Here is a 15,252-nt window from a genome sequence, read left to right on the forward strand (position 1 = left end):
GCCCTGCGTGGGGCAGGTGCATGGTGCGTCGCACAAGGCACTGCCACACGGCGGTGCCTTTTTTTTGGCGCAGGCGTTGGTGTTTGTATGGATTGATCGCTATGTTTTTTATAGCTTATGGCGGATGTGTATCCAGCGCCAGATGCCAATTTTGTTCATAATTTGCACCCACCCCGCCACCACCTGTCGCCGCATGTCGATGTCCGCTCTGCAATCCTTGCCCGTATCACTACAGACCGTGTTGCTGCTGATTGCCAGCAACGTTTTCATGACCTTCGCCTGGTACGGGCACCTCAAGAACCTGGCCACGTCACCCTGGTACACCGCAGCGCTGGTGAGTTGGGGCATTGCACTGTTCGAGTACCTGCTGCAGGTGCCCGCGAACCGGATCGGGTTTACCCAGTTCAACGTGGGGCAGCTCAAGATCATGCAGGAGGTAATCACGCTGGCGGTGTTTGTGCCGTTCGCGGTGTTCTACATGGGCCAGCCCCTGAAGTGGGACTACCTCTGGGCAGGCCTGTGCCTGGTGGGGGCTGTGTATTTCATTTTCCGCAGTGCCTGATGAATGGTGCGTGTTGCCCGGTATCCGCGCCGGGCGCCCGTGGCTGCGGGTGAGGGCGGCCGGTTAAACTCGCTTGTCATTCAAAAGTCATGGTTTTGTCATGACTTTGTCTCATTTTCAAAAAATCGATACCCATCCAGGAGCCTCCATGCTGTTTGCCAAGCTGTTGCCACGCGAAGGCAATTTTTTCGAAATGTTCAACCAGCATGCAGACCGCATCGTCGAGGCGGCCCGGGCTTTCTCGCAACTGGTGGCCAACTACAGCGACCCGCACCTGCGCGACAAATACAACCAGGATGTGGACAACGCCGAGCGTGCTGCTGACCGCGTGACGCACGAGGTGAACAAGGCCATCCACAAGACCTTCATCACCCCTATCGACCGCGAGCAGATCCACACGCTGATCAACACCATGGACGATGTGGCCGACCTGATTCAGGACTCTGCCGAGACCATGGCGCTGTACGACGTGCGCCACATGACGGAAGAGATCACCCGCCTGACCGACCTGAGCCTCAAGTGCTGCGAACGCCTGCGTGATGCCGTCAAGTTGCTCGACAAGATCGCCGATCCGGCCGTGGCTGAAGCCGCGCTCAAGACCTGCGAAGAGATCGACAAGCTCGAATCCGACGCCGACCGCGTGATGCGCAGCGCCATGAGCAAGCTCTTCCGTGAAGAGCCCGATGTGCGCGAGGTGATCAAGCTCAAGGCCATCTACGAGCTGCTGGAGACCATCACCGACAAGTGCGAGGACGTGGCCAATTGCATCGAGGGCATCGTCCTCGAAAACTCCTGATCCGGCAGGCTGACCAGTATGGAAACCGTACAGACGGCCCTCTGGGTTGTGGTCTTGCTCGTGGCACTGGCGATCCTGTTCGACTTCATGAACGGGTTTCATGATGCTGCCAATTCGATTGCCACGGTGGTGTCCACCGGCGTGCTCAAGCCCGCGCAGGCGGTGCTGTTCGCCGCGTTCTTCAACTTTGTAGCGATCTTTGTCTTCCACCTGAGCGTGGCCGCCACGGTGGGCAAGGGCATCGTGCAGCCTGGCATCGTGGACACCCATGTGGTGTTTGGTGCCTTGGTGGGCGCCATCACCTGGAACGTCATCACCTGGTACTACGGCATCCCCAGCAGCTCATCGCATGCGCTCATCGGCGGCATCGTGGGGGCGGTGATCGCCAAGGCGGGCGCCAGCGCGCTGATCTCCACCGGCATCCTCAAGACCGTGGCGTTCATCTTCGTTTCGCCCTTGCTCGGCTTCCTGCTGGGCTCTCTCATGATGGTGGCTGTGGCGCACATCTTTCGGCGAACGCGGCCAAGCCGGGTGGACAAATGGTTCCGGCGCCTGCAACTCGTGTCCGCAGGGGCCTACAGCCTGGGCCACGGCGGCAACGATGCGCAAAAGACCATCGGCATCATCTGGCTGCTGCTGATTGCCACAGGGTATTCGTCGGCAAGCGATGCTTCGCCACCCACCTGGACGATTGTCAGCTGCTACGTGGCTATCGGTCTCGGAACCATGTTCGGCGGCTGGCGCATCGTCAAAACCATGGGCCAGAAGATCACCAAGCTCAAGCCCGTCGGCGGCTTCTGTGCCGAGACGGGCGGGGCGCTGACCCTGTTCCTGGCAACAACGCTGGGTATTCCGGTATCCACTACCCACACCATCACAGGCGCCATCGTGGGCGTGGGCTCCACGCAGCGCGCCAGCGCAGTGCGCTGGGGCGTGGCAGGCAATATCGTCTGGGCGTGGATCTTGACCATCCCCGCCAGTGCGTTTGTGGCTGCCGTGGCGTACTGGATCAGTCTGCAGATATTCTGAATGCCCTGATTTCTGATTTGCTATTGAATATATAGCTAATCAGGCAATATGGAAAAGCGCTAACGCCCCATTTGAATGTGAATTCAATGGGGCGTTCGATTGGTGGGTGTCGGTCACTGCGAGATCTTGCGAGCTTCCTCGATCTGGTACTCGAAGTACCGTTGGAAGCTGAACGCGAGGCTGGCCATCAGCACCGCCGTGCCCACCAACAGCGAGACCACGATGGCGCCGATGGTGATCCATTGGGTCCTGCCCGCCGGGGCGTCGGGTGCGGCCGTGGGGTTGTAGCGCGCGTTCCACGCCTCGGGCGTCTTGAGTGCAAACAGGATGGCTTGCAAGGCGCAGCCCGCAATCGTGAAGCCCAGCAAAGGAATCAACATCCAGCTGGTGTGGTCGTCCTGGCCGAGCTGTTGCACGCGCTGGATGCCGTAGATACCGAGGGCCGTCGGTATCGGGAGCAGCCAGCCCAGCATGTCGGTGATCCCGTGCAGGTAAAAGCGGTGAAGGCCCAGCGGCCCGCCCACGAAGGCAAGCCATGCCGCCAAAGTTTTGTTTTTCATGGGGCATTATTCATCGTCGGGCCGCCCCAAGATGAACAAGTGGTCTCCAAGGGGGCAGCTTCGGAGGGCTGCGCTCTGCGCTGCGGGGAGAGCATGGGGGCCGTTTTCATTCGGGCGATGTGGTGTCGCCCGCGCCCAGGGTCTTCTCCATGAGCACGATGTCGCGCCAGGCGCCGAACTTCCATCCCACCGAACGCATGACACCCACGTCGGTGAAGCCCAGCGCCCGGTGCACACCGATCGAGCCCGCGTTGGCCGAGTCGCCAATCACGGCCAGCAGCTTGCGTACCCCTGCTGCTTCGGCCTGGGCCGCCAGCTCGGTCAGCAGCTTGCGGCCCAGGCCCATGCCACGGGCGCTGTCGGCCACGTAGATCGAGTCCTCGGCCGAGAACCGGTAGGCCGGGCGAGGCTTGAACCAGTTGGCATAGGCAAAGCCCAGCACCTGGCCGTCCTTTTCGGCCACCAGCCAGGGCAGGCCTCGGGCCAGCACGTCGGCACGGCGGCCTGCCATGTCGGCTTCAGATGGTGGATCGATCTCGAAGGTGCCTGTGCCGTGAAGCACATGGTGTTGGTAAATGGCCGTGATGACGGGAATATCGCTGTCGGTGCTGGAACGAATTTTGGGCATGGAAGAGGGAAATGGATATAATCGCGGGCTTTGCAGCGTGTCGCTGGCCGGGTGGCCATGTCGCGTGTCTCAAGCGTTGCGAATATGGTTGCGAACACAGTGGCTCAAGGCAAATGTTGCCGGAGTTCACCACCCGAAGGATAAATCATGGTCGTCATTCGACTCTCCCGCGGCGGCTCCAAGGGCCGTCCTTTCTTCAACATCGTCGTTGCTGACAAGCGCGTGCGCCGTGATGGCCGCTTCATCGAGCGCATCGGCTTCTACAACCCCACCGCCAAGGAATCCGAAGAAGGCCTGCGCATCGTGCAAGACCGTCTGACGTACTGGAAGAGCGTGGGCGCCCAGTCCTCGCCTACCGTGGACCGCCTGATCAAGCAAGCCGCCAAGAAGGCTGCTTAAAGCTCCCTGAAAAGGGCGGGTTTCGTCGGCATGCCTGGCGAAACCCGCCCTTTTCCTATTCTGGAATCCCCCGCCATGGCCACCAACCTGACCCTCGAACCCGCAGAGCTGCCCACAGACGCCGTTGAAGTGGGGCGCATTGCCGATGCCTGGGGTGTCAAGGGCTGGTTCAAGGTGCTGTCGCACAGCAGCAGCCCTGAGGCGCTGTTTTCATCCAAACGCTGGTACCTGCAGCCTTCCGAACGCGGCGCCAAGACCTTTGCGGGCACCGTGTTGTTGTCCATCCGCCAGGCCAAGGACCATTCGGACACCGTGGTTGCCTGGGCGCAGGGCATTGATGACCGCGATGCCGCCGAAGCCTTGCGCGGCGCGCGCATCTTTGTGCCGCGCTCCAGCTTTCCGTCCACCACGGAGGGCGAGTACTACTGGATCGATCTGATCGGTCTTGCGGTCGTCAACCGCGAAGGTGTGGCGCTGGGGCAGGTGCAGGAATTGATGTCCACCGGTCCGCAGACGGTGCTGGTGTTGACTTATGAGCAGGACGGCAAGGCACAGGAGCGGATGATCCCTTTTGTCTCGGCCTTCATTGACAACGTGGACCTGGCCGAAAAGCGCATCACGGTGGACTGGCAGCCGGACTACTGATCGGAACTCCCGCCCTGGCGCCGCCCACCATGCGCTTTGACATCATCACCCTGTTCCCCGAGCTGTTTGCGCCGTTCCTGGCCAGCGGCGTGACCCGCCGCGCGTATGCCGGCGGCCAGGTCGATGTACGCCTGTGGAACCCGCGCGACTATGCCGATGGCAACTACCGCCGTGTCGATGACCGGCCCTTTGGCGGCGGGCCGGGCATGGTGATGATGGCTGAGCCCCTCGCCCGGTGTCTTGCAGCTATCCGGGTGGAGCGTGGTGAGGCCGAGAGTAGTGAGGCGCCGCTGGTCCTTTTTTCGCCCATTGGCGAAACGCTGAACCATGCTGCCGTAGAGCGCTGGTCTGCAAGTACGGGTGCAATCCTGCTGTGCGGGCGCTATGAAGGCATTGACCAGCGCTTCATCGATACCCATGTCGATCTGCAGATGAGTCTGGGCGACTTTGTGCTGTCGGGTGGCGAAATCGCTGCCATAGCCCTGCTGGACGCTGTGGCGCGCTTGCAGCCCGGCGTGCTCAATGATGAGGGCAGCCACCAGTTCGACAGCTTCAACCCGGCGCTCGACGGCCTGCTCGATTGCCCGCACTACACGCGCCCTGAAGAATGGGCAGGGCAGCAGGTGCCTGCCGCGCTGATGTCTGGCCACCATGCGCAGATCGAGCGCTGGCGGCGCGACCAGCGCCTGGCCACCACGGCCCGGCACAGGCCCGATCTCATCGAGGCGGCGCGCAAAGCAGGGCATCTGGCCGCTGCGGATGAAGCAGTATTGGCCAAGCTCAGCTGAATTGCTATAATCAAAGGCTTTTCGATCCTCTGGCCGGCCGTTTTGACAGGGAGTTCTCCCGCAAAACACTGAGACGTCAATCCCGACGCAGCCATTTTTGGCGCGGACAAGATCGTTGGATATCAAACATGAACCTGATTCAGACCCTGGAAGCGGAAGAAATCGCCCGCTTGAACAAGACCATCCCCGAATTCGCCCCTGGTGACACCGTCATCGTGAGCGTGAACGTGGTGGAAGGTACCCGTAAGCGCGTGCAGGCCTACGAAGGTGTGGTGATTGCCAAGCGCAATCGCGGCCTGAACAGCGGCTTCACCGTGCGCAAGATCTCCAGCGGCGAAGGCGTGGAGCGTACGTTCCAGACCTACAGCCCCCTGATCGCCAGCATTGAAGTCAAGCGCCGTGGTGATGTGCGCCGTGCCAAGCTGTACTACCTGCGTGACCGCAGCGGCAAGTCGGCACGTATCAAGGAAAAGCTGCCTTCGCGTGTCAACAAGGCTGCAGCCGCCACCGCCGCATAAGGCGCAGGCTCGACCTCACAAGCCGCTACAGCGTCTGCCTGTAGCGGCTTTTTGTTTTTTGGCTTGTTCACCTCCCCCTTCTTGTGGACCCTTCTTCCAGTCCTGCTGTCTCGTCGGTGATCGCTCCTTTGTCGAGCCTGCCCGACTTTGACCCCCGCCTTGTTCCGGTGGTGGGGGTGGATGCGCACCTGCCTGCGGTGCCGGTTCAGGCGCAGACCGCTGAAGCGCTGCGGGCGCGTTTTGCGCACCCGCCGCAGTGGGAGCCTGAGGTGCTGCTGGAAAAGAAGTTCATGAACCGCGAGCCCGCCCGTGCGTCGGTGCTGATTGCCATCGTGCTGCGCGAACAGCCCATGGTCCTGTTGACCGAACGCACGGCCCACCTGTCCACCCATTCGGGGCAGGTGGCCTTCCCCGGTGGGCGGGCAGACGCGGGAGATGCAACGCCTGCCGACACGGCCTTGCGCGAGGCGCAGGAAGAGGTGGGGCTTGCTCGGGATTTTGTCGAAGTGCTCGGCACGTTGCCAATCTATGTCACCGGCTCATCGTTCATCATCACGCCCGTGGTGGCGCTGGTGCAGCCGGACTGCGTGCTCCAACCCAATCCGTATGAAGTGGCCGACCTTTTCGAGGTGCCGCTCGATTTTCTGCTCAATCCCGCCAACCACCGGCGCCATGTGTTCGACCGGGATGGCGTACACCGGGAGTGGTTCTCGATGCCCTACCAGGACGGCGGCAAGAACCATTACATCTGGGGTGCGACAGCAGGCATGCTGCGCAACTTCTACCGTTTCATGCAGGCGTAAACCGGGCCTGCGTGCGATAGGGTGCATCGGGGCAAAGCACCAGTATCATTGCCCCCCATGAGTTTCTTCGCCATCCTGTTCGCTCTGCTGATCGAGCAGGCCCGCCCGCTGGCACGCAGCAATCCCATTCATGCAGGTCTGAGAGCGTGGGCGCTGTCCGTGAGTCGCAATTTTGATGCGGGCAAGCCGCACCACGGCTGGGTGGCCTGGAGCCTTGCGGTGCTGGTTCCGGCCCTGGTGACCCTGGCCATTCACTGGCTGTTGCTTTGGGGGCTGGGGTGGCCCTTTGCAGTGCTGTGGAGTGTGGCCGTGCTGTACATCACGCTCGGGTTTCGGCAGTTCAGCCACCACTTCACGGGCATCCGCGACGCGTTGGAGGAGGGCGATGAAGATGCTGCCCGCGAGCGCCTGGCCCACTGGCAGCAGGTGGATGTGGGGGCGCTGCCGCGCAGCGAGATCGTGCGCCATGTGATCGAGTATTCAGTGTTGGCGGCCCACCGACATGTGTTCGGCGTGTTGGCATGGTTCTCCGTGCTGGCTGCCCTGGGCCTGGGGCCGACCGGGGCTGTTCTGTACCGGTTGGCTGAGTTTGTATCGCGCTATTGGCATTACAAGCAGCGCACGGGCGCTCAGCCTGCCAGCGCCTCCCTGCAGCAGGCCTCTGCGCAGGCGTGGACTGCCATCGACTGGCTTCCGGCCCGGCTCACGGCACTGAGCTTTGCGGTGGTGGGCAGCTTTGAAGAGGCGATTGAGGGCTGGCGGTTTCACGCACAGCGTTTCCCCAATGACAACGACGGCGTGGTGCTGGCCGCCACGGCAGGTGCCATCAATGTACGCCTGGGGGGCGAGGCACTGAAGGCGCGCACTGAATTGCACGCGCCACAGGGCCTGGAGATCGACGCCGACATGGGCGACAGCGATTCCACCCCCGGCCGCGAGCCCGAGGTGGGCCACCTGCGCAGCGTTGTGGGGTTGGTGTGGCGCTCGGTGGTGGTGTGGATGCTGCTGCTGGCGTTGCTCACGCTGGCGCGGTTGCTGGGGTAGCTGGCAAGCCCCCTGAACCGCAGTGCGGCTTCCATCGGACAGGGGCGCACCCTCAACCATGCAAGCTAGTTCCACGGGTGCGCTGGTTTCCGCCGCGGCAGTGGTGGAGGCCGCGCTCGGCTCAGTACCGGGTGTGGCGCAGTTCTTCAAATAAATCGCTATAAATTTTATAGCGTGTTGCGCTTATACCGCCTGCGCTGGGGCCCAGTTTGACTGCATCCAGCACGCCACAGCCCGGCTCGTGCAGGTGCGTGCAGTTGTAGAACTTGCAGGCTGTCGCATGTGCTGCAATGTCGGGCATGCAGGCTGCCAGTTGCATGGGGGCAATGTGGTGCAGCCCAAACTCCTGAAAGCCTGGTGAATCGATGAGCGCGGTGGTACGGGCCTTGTCCATCCAGTACCAGTGCGTGCTGGTGGTGGTGTGTTTGCCCGAGTTCAGCGCCTGCGAGATTTCACCGGTGAGCACGGAAGCGCCTGGCACCAGCAGATTGATGAGGGTGCTCTTGCCGGACCCTGAGGGCCCCAGCACCAGCGTGGTCTTGCCCTGCAGATGTTCCATCAGCAGCGCGCGGTCCACGTCGCTGGAGAGCGCCAGCGACAGCGGCAGCACGCCATAGTGCTTGCTGGCGCCCATGTGCCGGTAGGGCAGCAAGCGCTCCCAGGCGCGGGCGAAAGGTTCGACCAGATCGCTCTTGTTGAGTGCAATGATGGGCTTGATGCCCTCGGCCTCGGCGGCAATCAGGGCGCGGGCTAGCTGGCTTTCCGAAAACACCGGCTCTGCCGCGATCAGGATGAGCACCTGGTCGAGGTTGGCGGCAAACGACTTGGTGCGGATCTCGTCCTGTCGGTAAAAGAGGTTGCGCCGTTCCTTGACCTTTTCGATGGTGCCCTCTTCGCCTTGGCCGGGCGGGGGCGCCTGCCACAGCACATGGTCGCCCACCACTGCCTGGCTCTTTTTGCCGCGTGGGTGGCAGATGCGGCGTTCGCCGTCGGGCGTCTCCACCATGCAGTGGCGCCCATGGCTGGCGACCACGGTGCCGTCCATGAGCGCGCTGCGTTCAGCCATGGGAGCCTGTGGTGCGCAAGGTCATGGGGTCAGGCCACCAGGGCATCGAACTGCGTTGCGCACTCGAAATCCGTGGATGAAATGCCATGCACGTCGTGCGTGTTCAGGCGCACCACGCAGCGGCTGTAGTGCACCGACAGATCGGGGTGGTGATCCTGGGCATTGGCAATGAAGGCCAAGGCGTTCACGAACGAGATGGTCTCGTAGTAGTTGGCGAAATGGTAGGTCTTCTCAATGGCGACGTCAGCGCCATCGCCCGTCAGGCTCCAGCCTTCGAGTTTGGCCAGGTTTGCTACAACTTCGGTAGCTGTCAACGCACGACGTGTAAGCGTTGACCAGTCTTTTTTCTTCAACATGGTAGTCATGGATGGGAGGGGTTGTGCATGCGCGCCAGCCGCTCGGTGGCGGGTGGGTGCGAGTAGTAGAACTTCACGTACACCGGGTCGGGTGTGAGCGTGGAGGCATTATCTTCGTAGAGCTTGAGCAGGGCGGAGGACAGGTCGGCGCCGCTGGCCTGGGCGACGGCGTAGGCGTCTGCCTGGAATTCGTGGCGGCGCGAAAGTTGCGAGAACAGCGGCGAGATGAAAAACGTGAAGACTGGCACCACAAGCATGAAAAGCAGCAGGGCCAATGCGTCATTGGGGGCTGCGGCCAGGGTGGGGTCCAACGAGATACTCGGCCGCACGCCCAGCCCGGTGTAGAACCACACCTGGTTGGAGAGCCAGCCCAGCAGTGCAAAGCCTGCCAGGCTCAATGCGAACATGGTCACGATACGCTGGATGATGTGGCGGTGCTTGAAATGCCCCAGCTCATGGGCCAGCACCGCCTCGACCTCGCCCGGGGCCAGCTGGCGCAAGAGGGTGTCGTAAAACACCACGCGCTTTGCTGCGCCAAAGCCCGTGAAGTAGGCGTTGGCATGCGCGCTGCGGCGGCTGCCGTCCATCACGAACAGCCCTTTGGCCGAGAAGCCGCAGCGCTGCATGAGGGCAGTGACACGGGCCTTGAGCGATTCATCTTCGAGTGGCTGGAACTTGTTGAACAGCGGGGCGATGAAGGTGGGATACACCACCATCAGCAGCAGATTGAAACCCATCCAGAAGCACCAGGCCCATAGCCACCACAGCGGACCGGTCGCCGCCATGATCCAAAGGATCAGCGCGGCGATGGGCAGGCCGATGAGTGCGCCGACCAGCAGGCCCTTGAGCGCATCGGCAACCCACAGGCGCCAGGTCATCTTGTTGAAACCAAAGCGCTCTTCCACGACGAAGGTCTGGTACAGCGACAGCGGCAGGTCGATCAGGCCGCTGATGGCGGCGAAGGCGGTCAGCAGCGCCAACTGCTGCCACATCCCGCCGCCCAGGGCGCTGAGCAGGGCCTGATTCAGCACATCCAGTCCACCCAGCAGTGTCCAGCCCAGCAGCACGGCCGCACCCAGTGCCATTTCCAGCAAGCCCAGGCGCGCCTTGGTGATCGTGTAATCCGCGGCCTTCTGGTGCGCCGCCAGCGCGATGCGTTCGGCAAATGGTGCGGGAACGTCGCTGCGGTGTCGCGCCACATGCCGGATCTGGCGCGTAGCCAGCCAGAACTTGAGCACAAGGCCCAGTGTGAGAGCTGCGGCAAACGCAAGCGTCAGCGCCAGGGCGGGAGAGAAGGCGTCGGAAGTGGGCATGAGCGGCGAGTTTAGGCCATCGGCGACAATGCGCGCCATGTCAGAAGCCAACAACCCCACCCCTCACGCACTTGCCAAATCCGACCAGAACCTGGTCTGGCTCGATTGCGAAATGACTGGCCTGGAGCCCGATACCGACCGCCTTCTTGAAATCGCCGTCATCGTGACGGGACCGAGCCTGGAGCCGCGCATCGAGGGGCCAGTTTTTGCGATCCACCAGTCCGATGAACTGCTGGGCAAGATGGATGCCTGGAATAAGGGCACCCACGGCCGCAGCGGCCTCATCGACAAGGTGAAGGCCTCGACCGTGACGGAGGAGGAGGCAGAGCAGCAGATCATTGCCTTCCTGAGCAAGTACGTTCCCAAAGGGACTGCGCCTATGTGCGGCAACAGCATCGGCCAGGACCGGCGCTTTCTGGTGCGCTATATGCCCAAGCTGGAGCGATTCTTCCATTACCGCAACGTGGACGTGAGCACCCTTAAGGAATTGGCCAAGCGCTGGAAGCCCGAGGCCTACACCAGCTTCAAGAAAGCGCAGAAGCACACGGCCCTGGCAGACGTGCATGAGTCCATTGACGAACTGGCGCACTACCGCAAGCACCTGCTTTCGGTGTGACGGATTCCGGGGAGGGCGGCTGAAGACCTTGTGGGTTTGTATCGCAAGAACTGAGAGGGGCTTGCGGGAAAATACCTATCCATGCCATAATTAGCGGCTGCGCAGGAATCCATTCCTCGCAGATTGTGCATCTCCCCTCACACACCGGGCTTGCCAGCCGACTGTTTTCAACGCAGTGCAGGACTAGCGAACAACGCCCACCAGCATCCGCCCAGAGCAATGCAGGTTTCGTTTGATGGTTGATGTTTTTTAACCATTGACGAAGCCACTCGCAGGCTACGCTTGCGATCGTCTTCGTGAGAGAAAAATCATGACCGACACCTCTTTGGTGCAGGGCGAATTCGCGCCTGCCGACACTTCCTTTGCTGCCGACATTTCCGTGCAGTCTTCCCCTCTGGACGCCGTGGTAGCAGCTGTCGCCGAGGCCGACGTTGCCGTGACTGCTGAACCCAACGGCTTTATCGAACTGGGCTTGGCCCCTGAACTGGTGCAAGCCGTGGCTGACCTGGGCTACACCCAGCCCACCAGCGTGCAGCTCAAGGCCATTCCCTTGGCAATGGGCGGTGGCAACGACTCCACCAAGTTCATCGACTTGATGGTTTCCAGCCAGACCGGCAGCGGCAAGACTGCCGCCTTCCTGCTGCCCGTGCTGCACACGCTGATCAACCAGCAGGCTGCTGCCGAAGCCGAAGAACGCGCTGCTTTCGAGCGCGCTGTGGCCGAAGCTGCCGCCCGTGGTGAAGCTGCCCCCAAACGCGCCAAGCGCAAGGACCCCACCAGCTCGCGCAATTTCAAGGCCGCCACCCCTGGTGCCCTGATTCTGTGCCCCACGCGTGAACTGGCGCAGCAAGTCGCGCACGATGCTATCGACCTGGTCAAGCACTGCCGTGGCCTGCGTGTCGCTAACGTGGTGGGTGGCATGCCTTACCAATTGCAGATCGCCAAGCTGCAAAACGCCGACCTGGTGGTGGCCACCCCCGGCCGCTTGCTGGACCTGCAGCGCTCGATGCAGATCAAGCTCGACAAGGTGCAGTTCCTGGTCGTTGACGAAGCCGACCGCATGCTCGACCTGGGTTTCTCGGACGACCTGGCCGAACTGAACCAGCTGACCGCCCAGCGCAAGCAGACCATGATGTTCAGCGCCACCTTCGCGCCCCGCATCCAGCAGCTGGCCATGCGCGTGATGCACGACGGAGGTTCGTCTGTGCAGAAGGTCACCATTGACTCTCCGCAAGAGAAGCATGCCAACATCAAGCAAATGCTGTACTGGGCCGACAACGCCCAGCACAAGCGCAAGATGCTGGACCACTGGCTGCGTGACACCACGATCAACCAAGCCATCGTTTTTGCCAGCACCCAGGTGGAGTGCGATGGCCTGGCCAACGACCTGCAGCAAGAAGGCTTTTCGGCCGTTGCATTGCACGGTGCCCTGAGCCAGGGTTTGCGCAATCGCCGTTTGATGGCATTGCGCGCTGGCCAGGTGCAGATTCTGGTGGCTACCGATGTGGCAGCACGTGGCATCGATGTGCCCACAATCACCCATGTGTTCAACTTCGGCCTGCCCATGAAGGCCGAGGACTACACCCACCGCATTGGCCGTACTGGCCGTGCGGGCCGCGATGGCCTGGCCATCACGTTTGCCGAGTTCCGCGATCGCCGCAAGATCTACGACATTGAGTCGTACAGCCGCCAGCAGTTCAAGGCCGAAGTGATTCCCGGCATGGAGCCCTCGCAGCGCGCGCCGCAGGCACCTCGCGGTGGCGATTTTGGTGGTGGCCGTGGCGCCCCGGGCCGTTCGTACGACAACCGTGACAACCAGTCGCGTGGCCGCTTCGGTGGTCCCGCACGTGGTGGCAATGACCGTGGTGGTTTCGGTGGTGGCTTTGGCGGTGGTTTCGCTGGCCGCGACAACCGTGGTGCTCCTGCGCGTGGTGAAGGCGCTGGCGGTTTTGCGGGTCGTGATGACCGTGGGGGTGACCGTAGTTTTGCGCCGCGTCGTGATGGTGAAGGCTATGGCCGCAAACCTGGTTTTGGTGACGCAGGCCGTGGCAACTTTGCGCCCCGTGGTGATGCAGGTGCACCGCGTGGTGATTTCGCTCCCCGCAAGCCAGCGTTTGCCAAGCCAGCTGGTGGTGGCGGCAAGCCGTTCGTGGCACACGATGCCCGCAAGCGCCCTGCGCGCCCCGCGCGCTGATCGCTGGCAGGTCTGTGGCGCTAGCGCCACCCCTGTTGCAAAGGCCGGTACCGCAAGGTGCTGGCCTTTTTTGTTGTTGTGGGGACCCTGGACCAAGAATACGCAGAGTAGCTCGACAATAATTGCCCAGGGAGGAATCTGCAGTGTCGTCTTCGTTATCTTCCGAGGCAGACTTTGAACACATGTTCGAACTGGCGCCTGTGTCTCTCTGGCTGGAGGACTACAGCGCCCTGAAGCAACTTTTTGATCGCTGGCGCGCTGCGGGGGTTTCCGATCTTCGTGCCCACCTTGCTCAGGACTCCGCAAGGGTGCGGCAATGCAGCGCTGCCCTCAAGGTGTTGAAAGTCAATCGCCGCACGCTGGAGCTGTTTGCGGCCGAGAACCAACAGGTGCTTGAAGCGAATCTGGACCAGGTCTTCAGGGATGACATGCACGATGCGGTCTTCCATGAGCTGGCGGCGCTGTGGTCCGGGCAGCTGGAGTTTTCGAACCAGACTGTCAACTATGCGCTGGATGGCCGGCGTCTTGACGTTCAGATTCGCGCACGCATCCTTCCAGGGTATGAAGCGGACTGGAGCCGCGTTCTGCTTTCGCTGGAAGACATCACGGCCCAAGTGCGGAGTGCCAGCCAACTTCGGCGCAGCGAACAATATGCACGGGATTTGTTCGAGCACTCCCCGGTCTCGTTGTGGGTCGAGGATTTCAGTGCCGTGAAAAGCCTGCTCGACGGTGTTCGCTCGCAGGGCATTGACGATTTCAAGACCTTCATCACGGTGCACCCTGAATTCGTCGCGCGCTGCATGCAGGAGATTCGCGTGATCGATGTCAACCAGCAGACGTTGCGCATGTTCGGTGCGTCCAGCAAGGAGATGCTTCTGAACAACATCGGGCGGGTGTTTAGGGGTGAGATGCATGAGTCCTTCGCGGACCAGTTGCTGGACCTGTGGGAGGGCAAGACCTTTCAGCAGCGCGAAGTGGTCAACTACGCGCTGTCCGGGGATGCGGTGCATATCCACATGCAGTTTTCTGTGTTGGCAGACCATCTTGCGGACTGGGGGCTGGTGCTGCTGTCGCTGGTGGACATCACGGCGCGCAAAAAGGCGGAAGCCTACCTGGAGTACCTTGGCAAGCATGACGTCCTGACGCAGCTGCGCAACCGGGCCTTCTATGCGGAAGAACTCAATCGTGTCACCCGCAAGGGGCCGTGGCCTCTGTCCATCATTGCGATTGATCTGAACGGGCTCAAGGTTGTGAACGATGAGCAGGGCCATGCTGCGGGCGATTCCATGCTGCGCAGGGTGGGCGAAGTACTGGCCAAGGCGGTGGACCCGCCAGCCTGCGCCGCGCGCATTGGCGGAGACGAATTCACGGTGTTGCTGCCCGGCATGGACGAGCGCAGCGCCTTTGCGTTGCAGGAGCGCATTCTCTCCATGTTGGACTTGAACAACCAGTTCTATCCGGGTCAGCCTATCAGCCTGGCCATGGGCGTCGCTTCATGCCGTTCGGGCGACATGGTGGAAGCGGCCATCCATCGTGCCGACCAGGCCATGTATGCCGAAAAAATCCGGTACTACCAGGAAAAAGGGGTGGACCGGCGGCAACTGTCATAGGACCCCTTCCGGGTTGCACGGAAGCTTGGCGTCAGGTGCCGTGGGGTGTACTTCAGAACTCAGCCCGCGTGAACTGCGTAGCCGTAGAGCCACCCGGTTGGCGCCCTGGCTAGAAAGTTGCGCTCCGAGGCATCGATGGCCCCAGTGCCTGGCGGGCGTAGCGGCTTTCCAGAGGCTTCGCCAGGGTGACTACTGTGCCATTACCTGTGCCTCTACCGCCTTGAACGCTTCGACATCGACAAACTTGCCAAGCTTCCAGTTAGGCTGGGCTTTGTACTCGGGCGCCTGGAATCCCACTCTCGCGGGTGCGCACTGACTTGGCGGG

General features: G+C 61.8%; 17 protein-coding genes. 12 read left to right on the forward strand and 5 right to left on the reverse strand.

Annotation, left to right across the window (positions count from 1 at the left end):
- Nucleotides 1-199 precede the first annotated feature (199 nt).
- The 3 genes from LPA35_RS09090 to LPA35_RS09100 all read left to right on the forward strand — a co-directional run bounded on the left by LPA35_RS09090 (nt 200) and on the right by LPA35_RS09100 (nt 2,387).
- A complete protein-coding gene (locus LPA35_RS09090; protein ID WP_055403097.1) occupies nt 200-562 on the forward strand; it encodes a DMT family protein in 363 nt (120 codons plus the stop codon).
- A gap of 148 nt (nt 563-710) precedes the next feature.
- On the forward strand, nt 711-1,358 hold the full coding sequence (locus tag LPA35_RS09095) for a DUF47 domain-containing protein (protein ID WP_055403060.1): 648 nt from the start codon (nt 711-713) through the stop codon (nt 1,356-1,358).
- A gap of 18 nt (nt 1,359-1,376) precedes the next feature.
- The gene (locus LPA35_RS09100; protein ID WP_055403058.1) at nt 1,377-2,387 is read left to right on the forward strand and encodes an inorganic phosphate transporter; all 1,011 of its coding nucleotides are present in this window, start codon (nt 1,377-1,379) and stop codon (nt 2,385-2,387) included.
- Nucleotides 2,388-2,500: 113 nt separating this feature from the next.
- Here LPA35_RS09100 and LPA35_RS09105 read toward each other — a convergent pair whose 3' ends face one another.
- Both LPA35_RS09105 and LPA35_RS09110 read right to left on the reverse strand, forming a co-directional pair.
- Entirely contained in the window at nt 2,501-2,947 is a 447-nt protein-coding gene (locus LPA35_RS09105; RefSeq protein WP_055403056.1) for a TM2 domain-containing protein, read from the reverse strand.
- Between the two features lie 106 nt (nt 2,948-3,053).
- A complete protein-coding gene (locus tag LPA35_RS09110; RefSeq protein WP_228896595.1) occupies nt 3,054-3,575 on the reverse strand; it encodes a GNAT family N-acetyltransferase in 522 nt (173 codons plus the stop codon).
- A 147-nt stretch (nt 3,576-3,722) separates the two neighbouring features.
- Here LPA35_RS09110 and rpsP point away from each other — a divergent pair, with 147 nt between their 5' ends.
- The 6 genes from rpsP (at nt 3,723) to LPA35_RS09140 (ending at nt 7,772) form a co-directional block, all read left to right on the forward strand.
- Nucleotides 3,723-3,974 (forward strand): 30S ribosomal protein S16, encoded by a 252-nt coding sequence (gene rpsP, locus LPA35_RS09115; protein WP_008904984.1) that lies wholly within the window; start codon nt 3,723-3,725, stop codon nt 3,972-3,974.
- A gap of 75 nt (nt 3,975-4,049) precedes the next feature.
- A complete protein-coding gene (gene rimM / locus LPA35_RS09120) occupies nt 4,050-4,619 on the forward strand; it encodes a ribosome maturation factor RimM (protein WP_055403096.1) in 570 nt (189 codons plus the stop codon).
- A gap of 29 nt (nt 4,620-4,648) precedes the next feature.
- Nucleotides 4,649-5,407, forward strand: a complete 759-nt coding sequence (trmD, locus tag LPA35_RS09125) for a tRNA (guanosine(37)-N1)-methyltransferase TrmD (RefSeq protein ID WP_228896596.1) — start codon at nt 4,649-4,651, stop codon at nt 5,405-5,407.
- Between the two features lie 128 nt (nt 5,408-5,535).
- Nucleotides 5,536-5,925 (forward strand): 50S ribosomal protein L19, encoded by a 390-nt coding sequence (gene rplS / locus LPA35_RS09130; RefSeq protein ID WP_055403050.1) that lies wholly within the window; start codon nt 5,536-5,538, stop codon nt 5,923-5,925.
- 83 nt (nt 5,926-6,008) lie between these two features.
- Nucleotides 6,009-6,728, forward strand: a complete 720-nt coding sequence (locus tag LPA35_RS09135) for a CoA pyrophosphatase (RefSeq protein ID WP_055403048.1) — start codon at nt 6,009-6,011, stop codon at nt 6,726-6,728.
- A 57-nt stretch (nt 6,729-6,785) separates the two neighbouring features.
- Nucleotides 6,786-7,772, forward strand: coding sequence for a CobD/CbiB family protein (locus LPA35_RS09140; protein WP_055403047.1), 987 nt, complete (start codon nt 6,786-6,788; stop codon nt 7,770-7,772).
- Nucleotides 7,773-7,893: 121 nt separating this feature from the next.
- Here LPA35_RS09140 and rsgA read toward each other — a convergent pair whose 3' ends face one another.
- The 3 genes from rsgA to LPA35_RS09155 are packed head-to-tail and all read right to left on the reverse strand — an operon-like array spanning nt 7,894 to nt 10,507.
- Nucleotides 7,894-8,838: a ribosome small subunit-dependent GTPase A gene (gene rsgA / locus LPA35_RS09145; RefSeq protein WP_121420850.1), complete on the reverse strand. Its 945-nt coding sequence runs from the start codon at nt 8,836-8,838 to the stop codon at nt 7,894-7,896.
- Between the two features lie 29 nt (nt 8,839-8,867).
- The gene (locus tag LPA35_RS09150) at nt 8,868-9,203 is read right to left on the reverse strand and encodes a 4a-hydroxytetrahydrobiopterin dehydratase (RefSeq protein ID WP_121505674.1); all 336 of its coding nucleotides are present in this window, start codon (nt 9,201-9,203) and stop codon (nt 8,868-8,870) included.
- The gene (locus LPA35_RS09155) at nt 9,200-10,507 is read right to left on the reverse strand and encodes a M48 family metallopeptidase (protein WP_228896597.1); all 1,308 of its coding nucleotides are present in this window, start codon (nt 10,505-10,507) and stop codon (nt 9,200-9,202) included. Before LPA35_RS09155 ends, LPA35_RS09150 begins: the two co-directional genes overlap by 4 nt.
- Nucleotides 10,508-10,544: 37 nt before the next feature.
- Here LPA35_RS09155 and orn point away from each other — a divergent pair, with 37 nt between their 5' ends.
- From orn to LPA35_RS09170, 3 genes are all read left to right on the forward strand, one after another.
- The gene (orn, locus tag LPA35_RS09160) at nt 10,545-11,123 is read left to right on the forward strand and encodes an oligoribonuclease (protein ID WP_008904975.1); all 579 of its coding nucleotides are present in this window, start codon (nt 10,545-10,547) and stop codon (nt 11,121-11,123) included.
- 310 nt (nt 11,124-11,433) lie between these two features.
- A complete protein-coding gene (locus LPA35_RS09165; protein WP_228896598.1) occupies nt 11,434-13,317 on the forward strand; it encodes a DEAD/DEAH box helicase in 1,884 nt (627 codons plus the stop codon).
- Nucleotides 13,318-13,499: 182 nt separating this feature from the next.
- Entirely contained in the window at nt 13,500-14,927 is a 1,428-nt protein-coding gene (locus LPA35_RS09170; protein WP_228896824.1) for a diguanylate cyclase domain-containing protein, read from the forward strand.
- Nucleotides 14,928-15,252 lie beyond the last annotated feature (325 nt).

Origin of the sequence: Acidovorax sp. Leaf73 (assembly GCF_916855635.1) — a bacterium.
GTDB lineage: Bacteria > Pseudomonadota > Gammaproteobacteria > Burkholderiales > Burkholderiaceae_C > Acidovorax > Acidovorax facilis.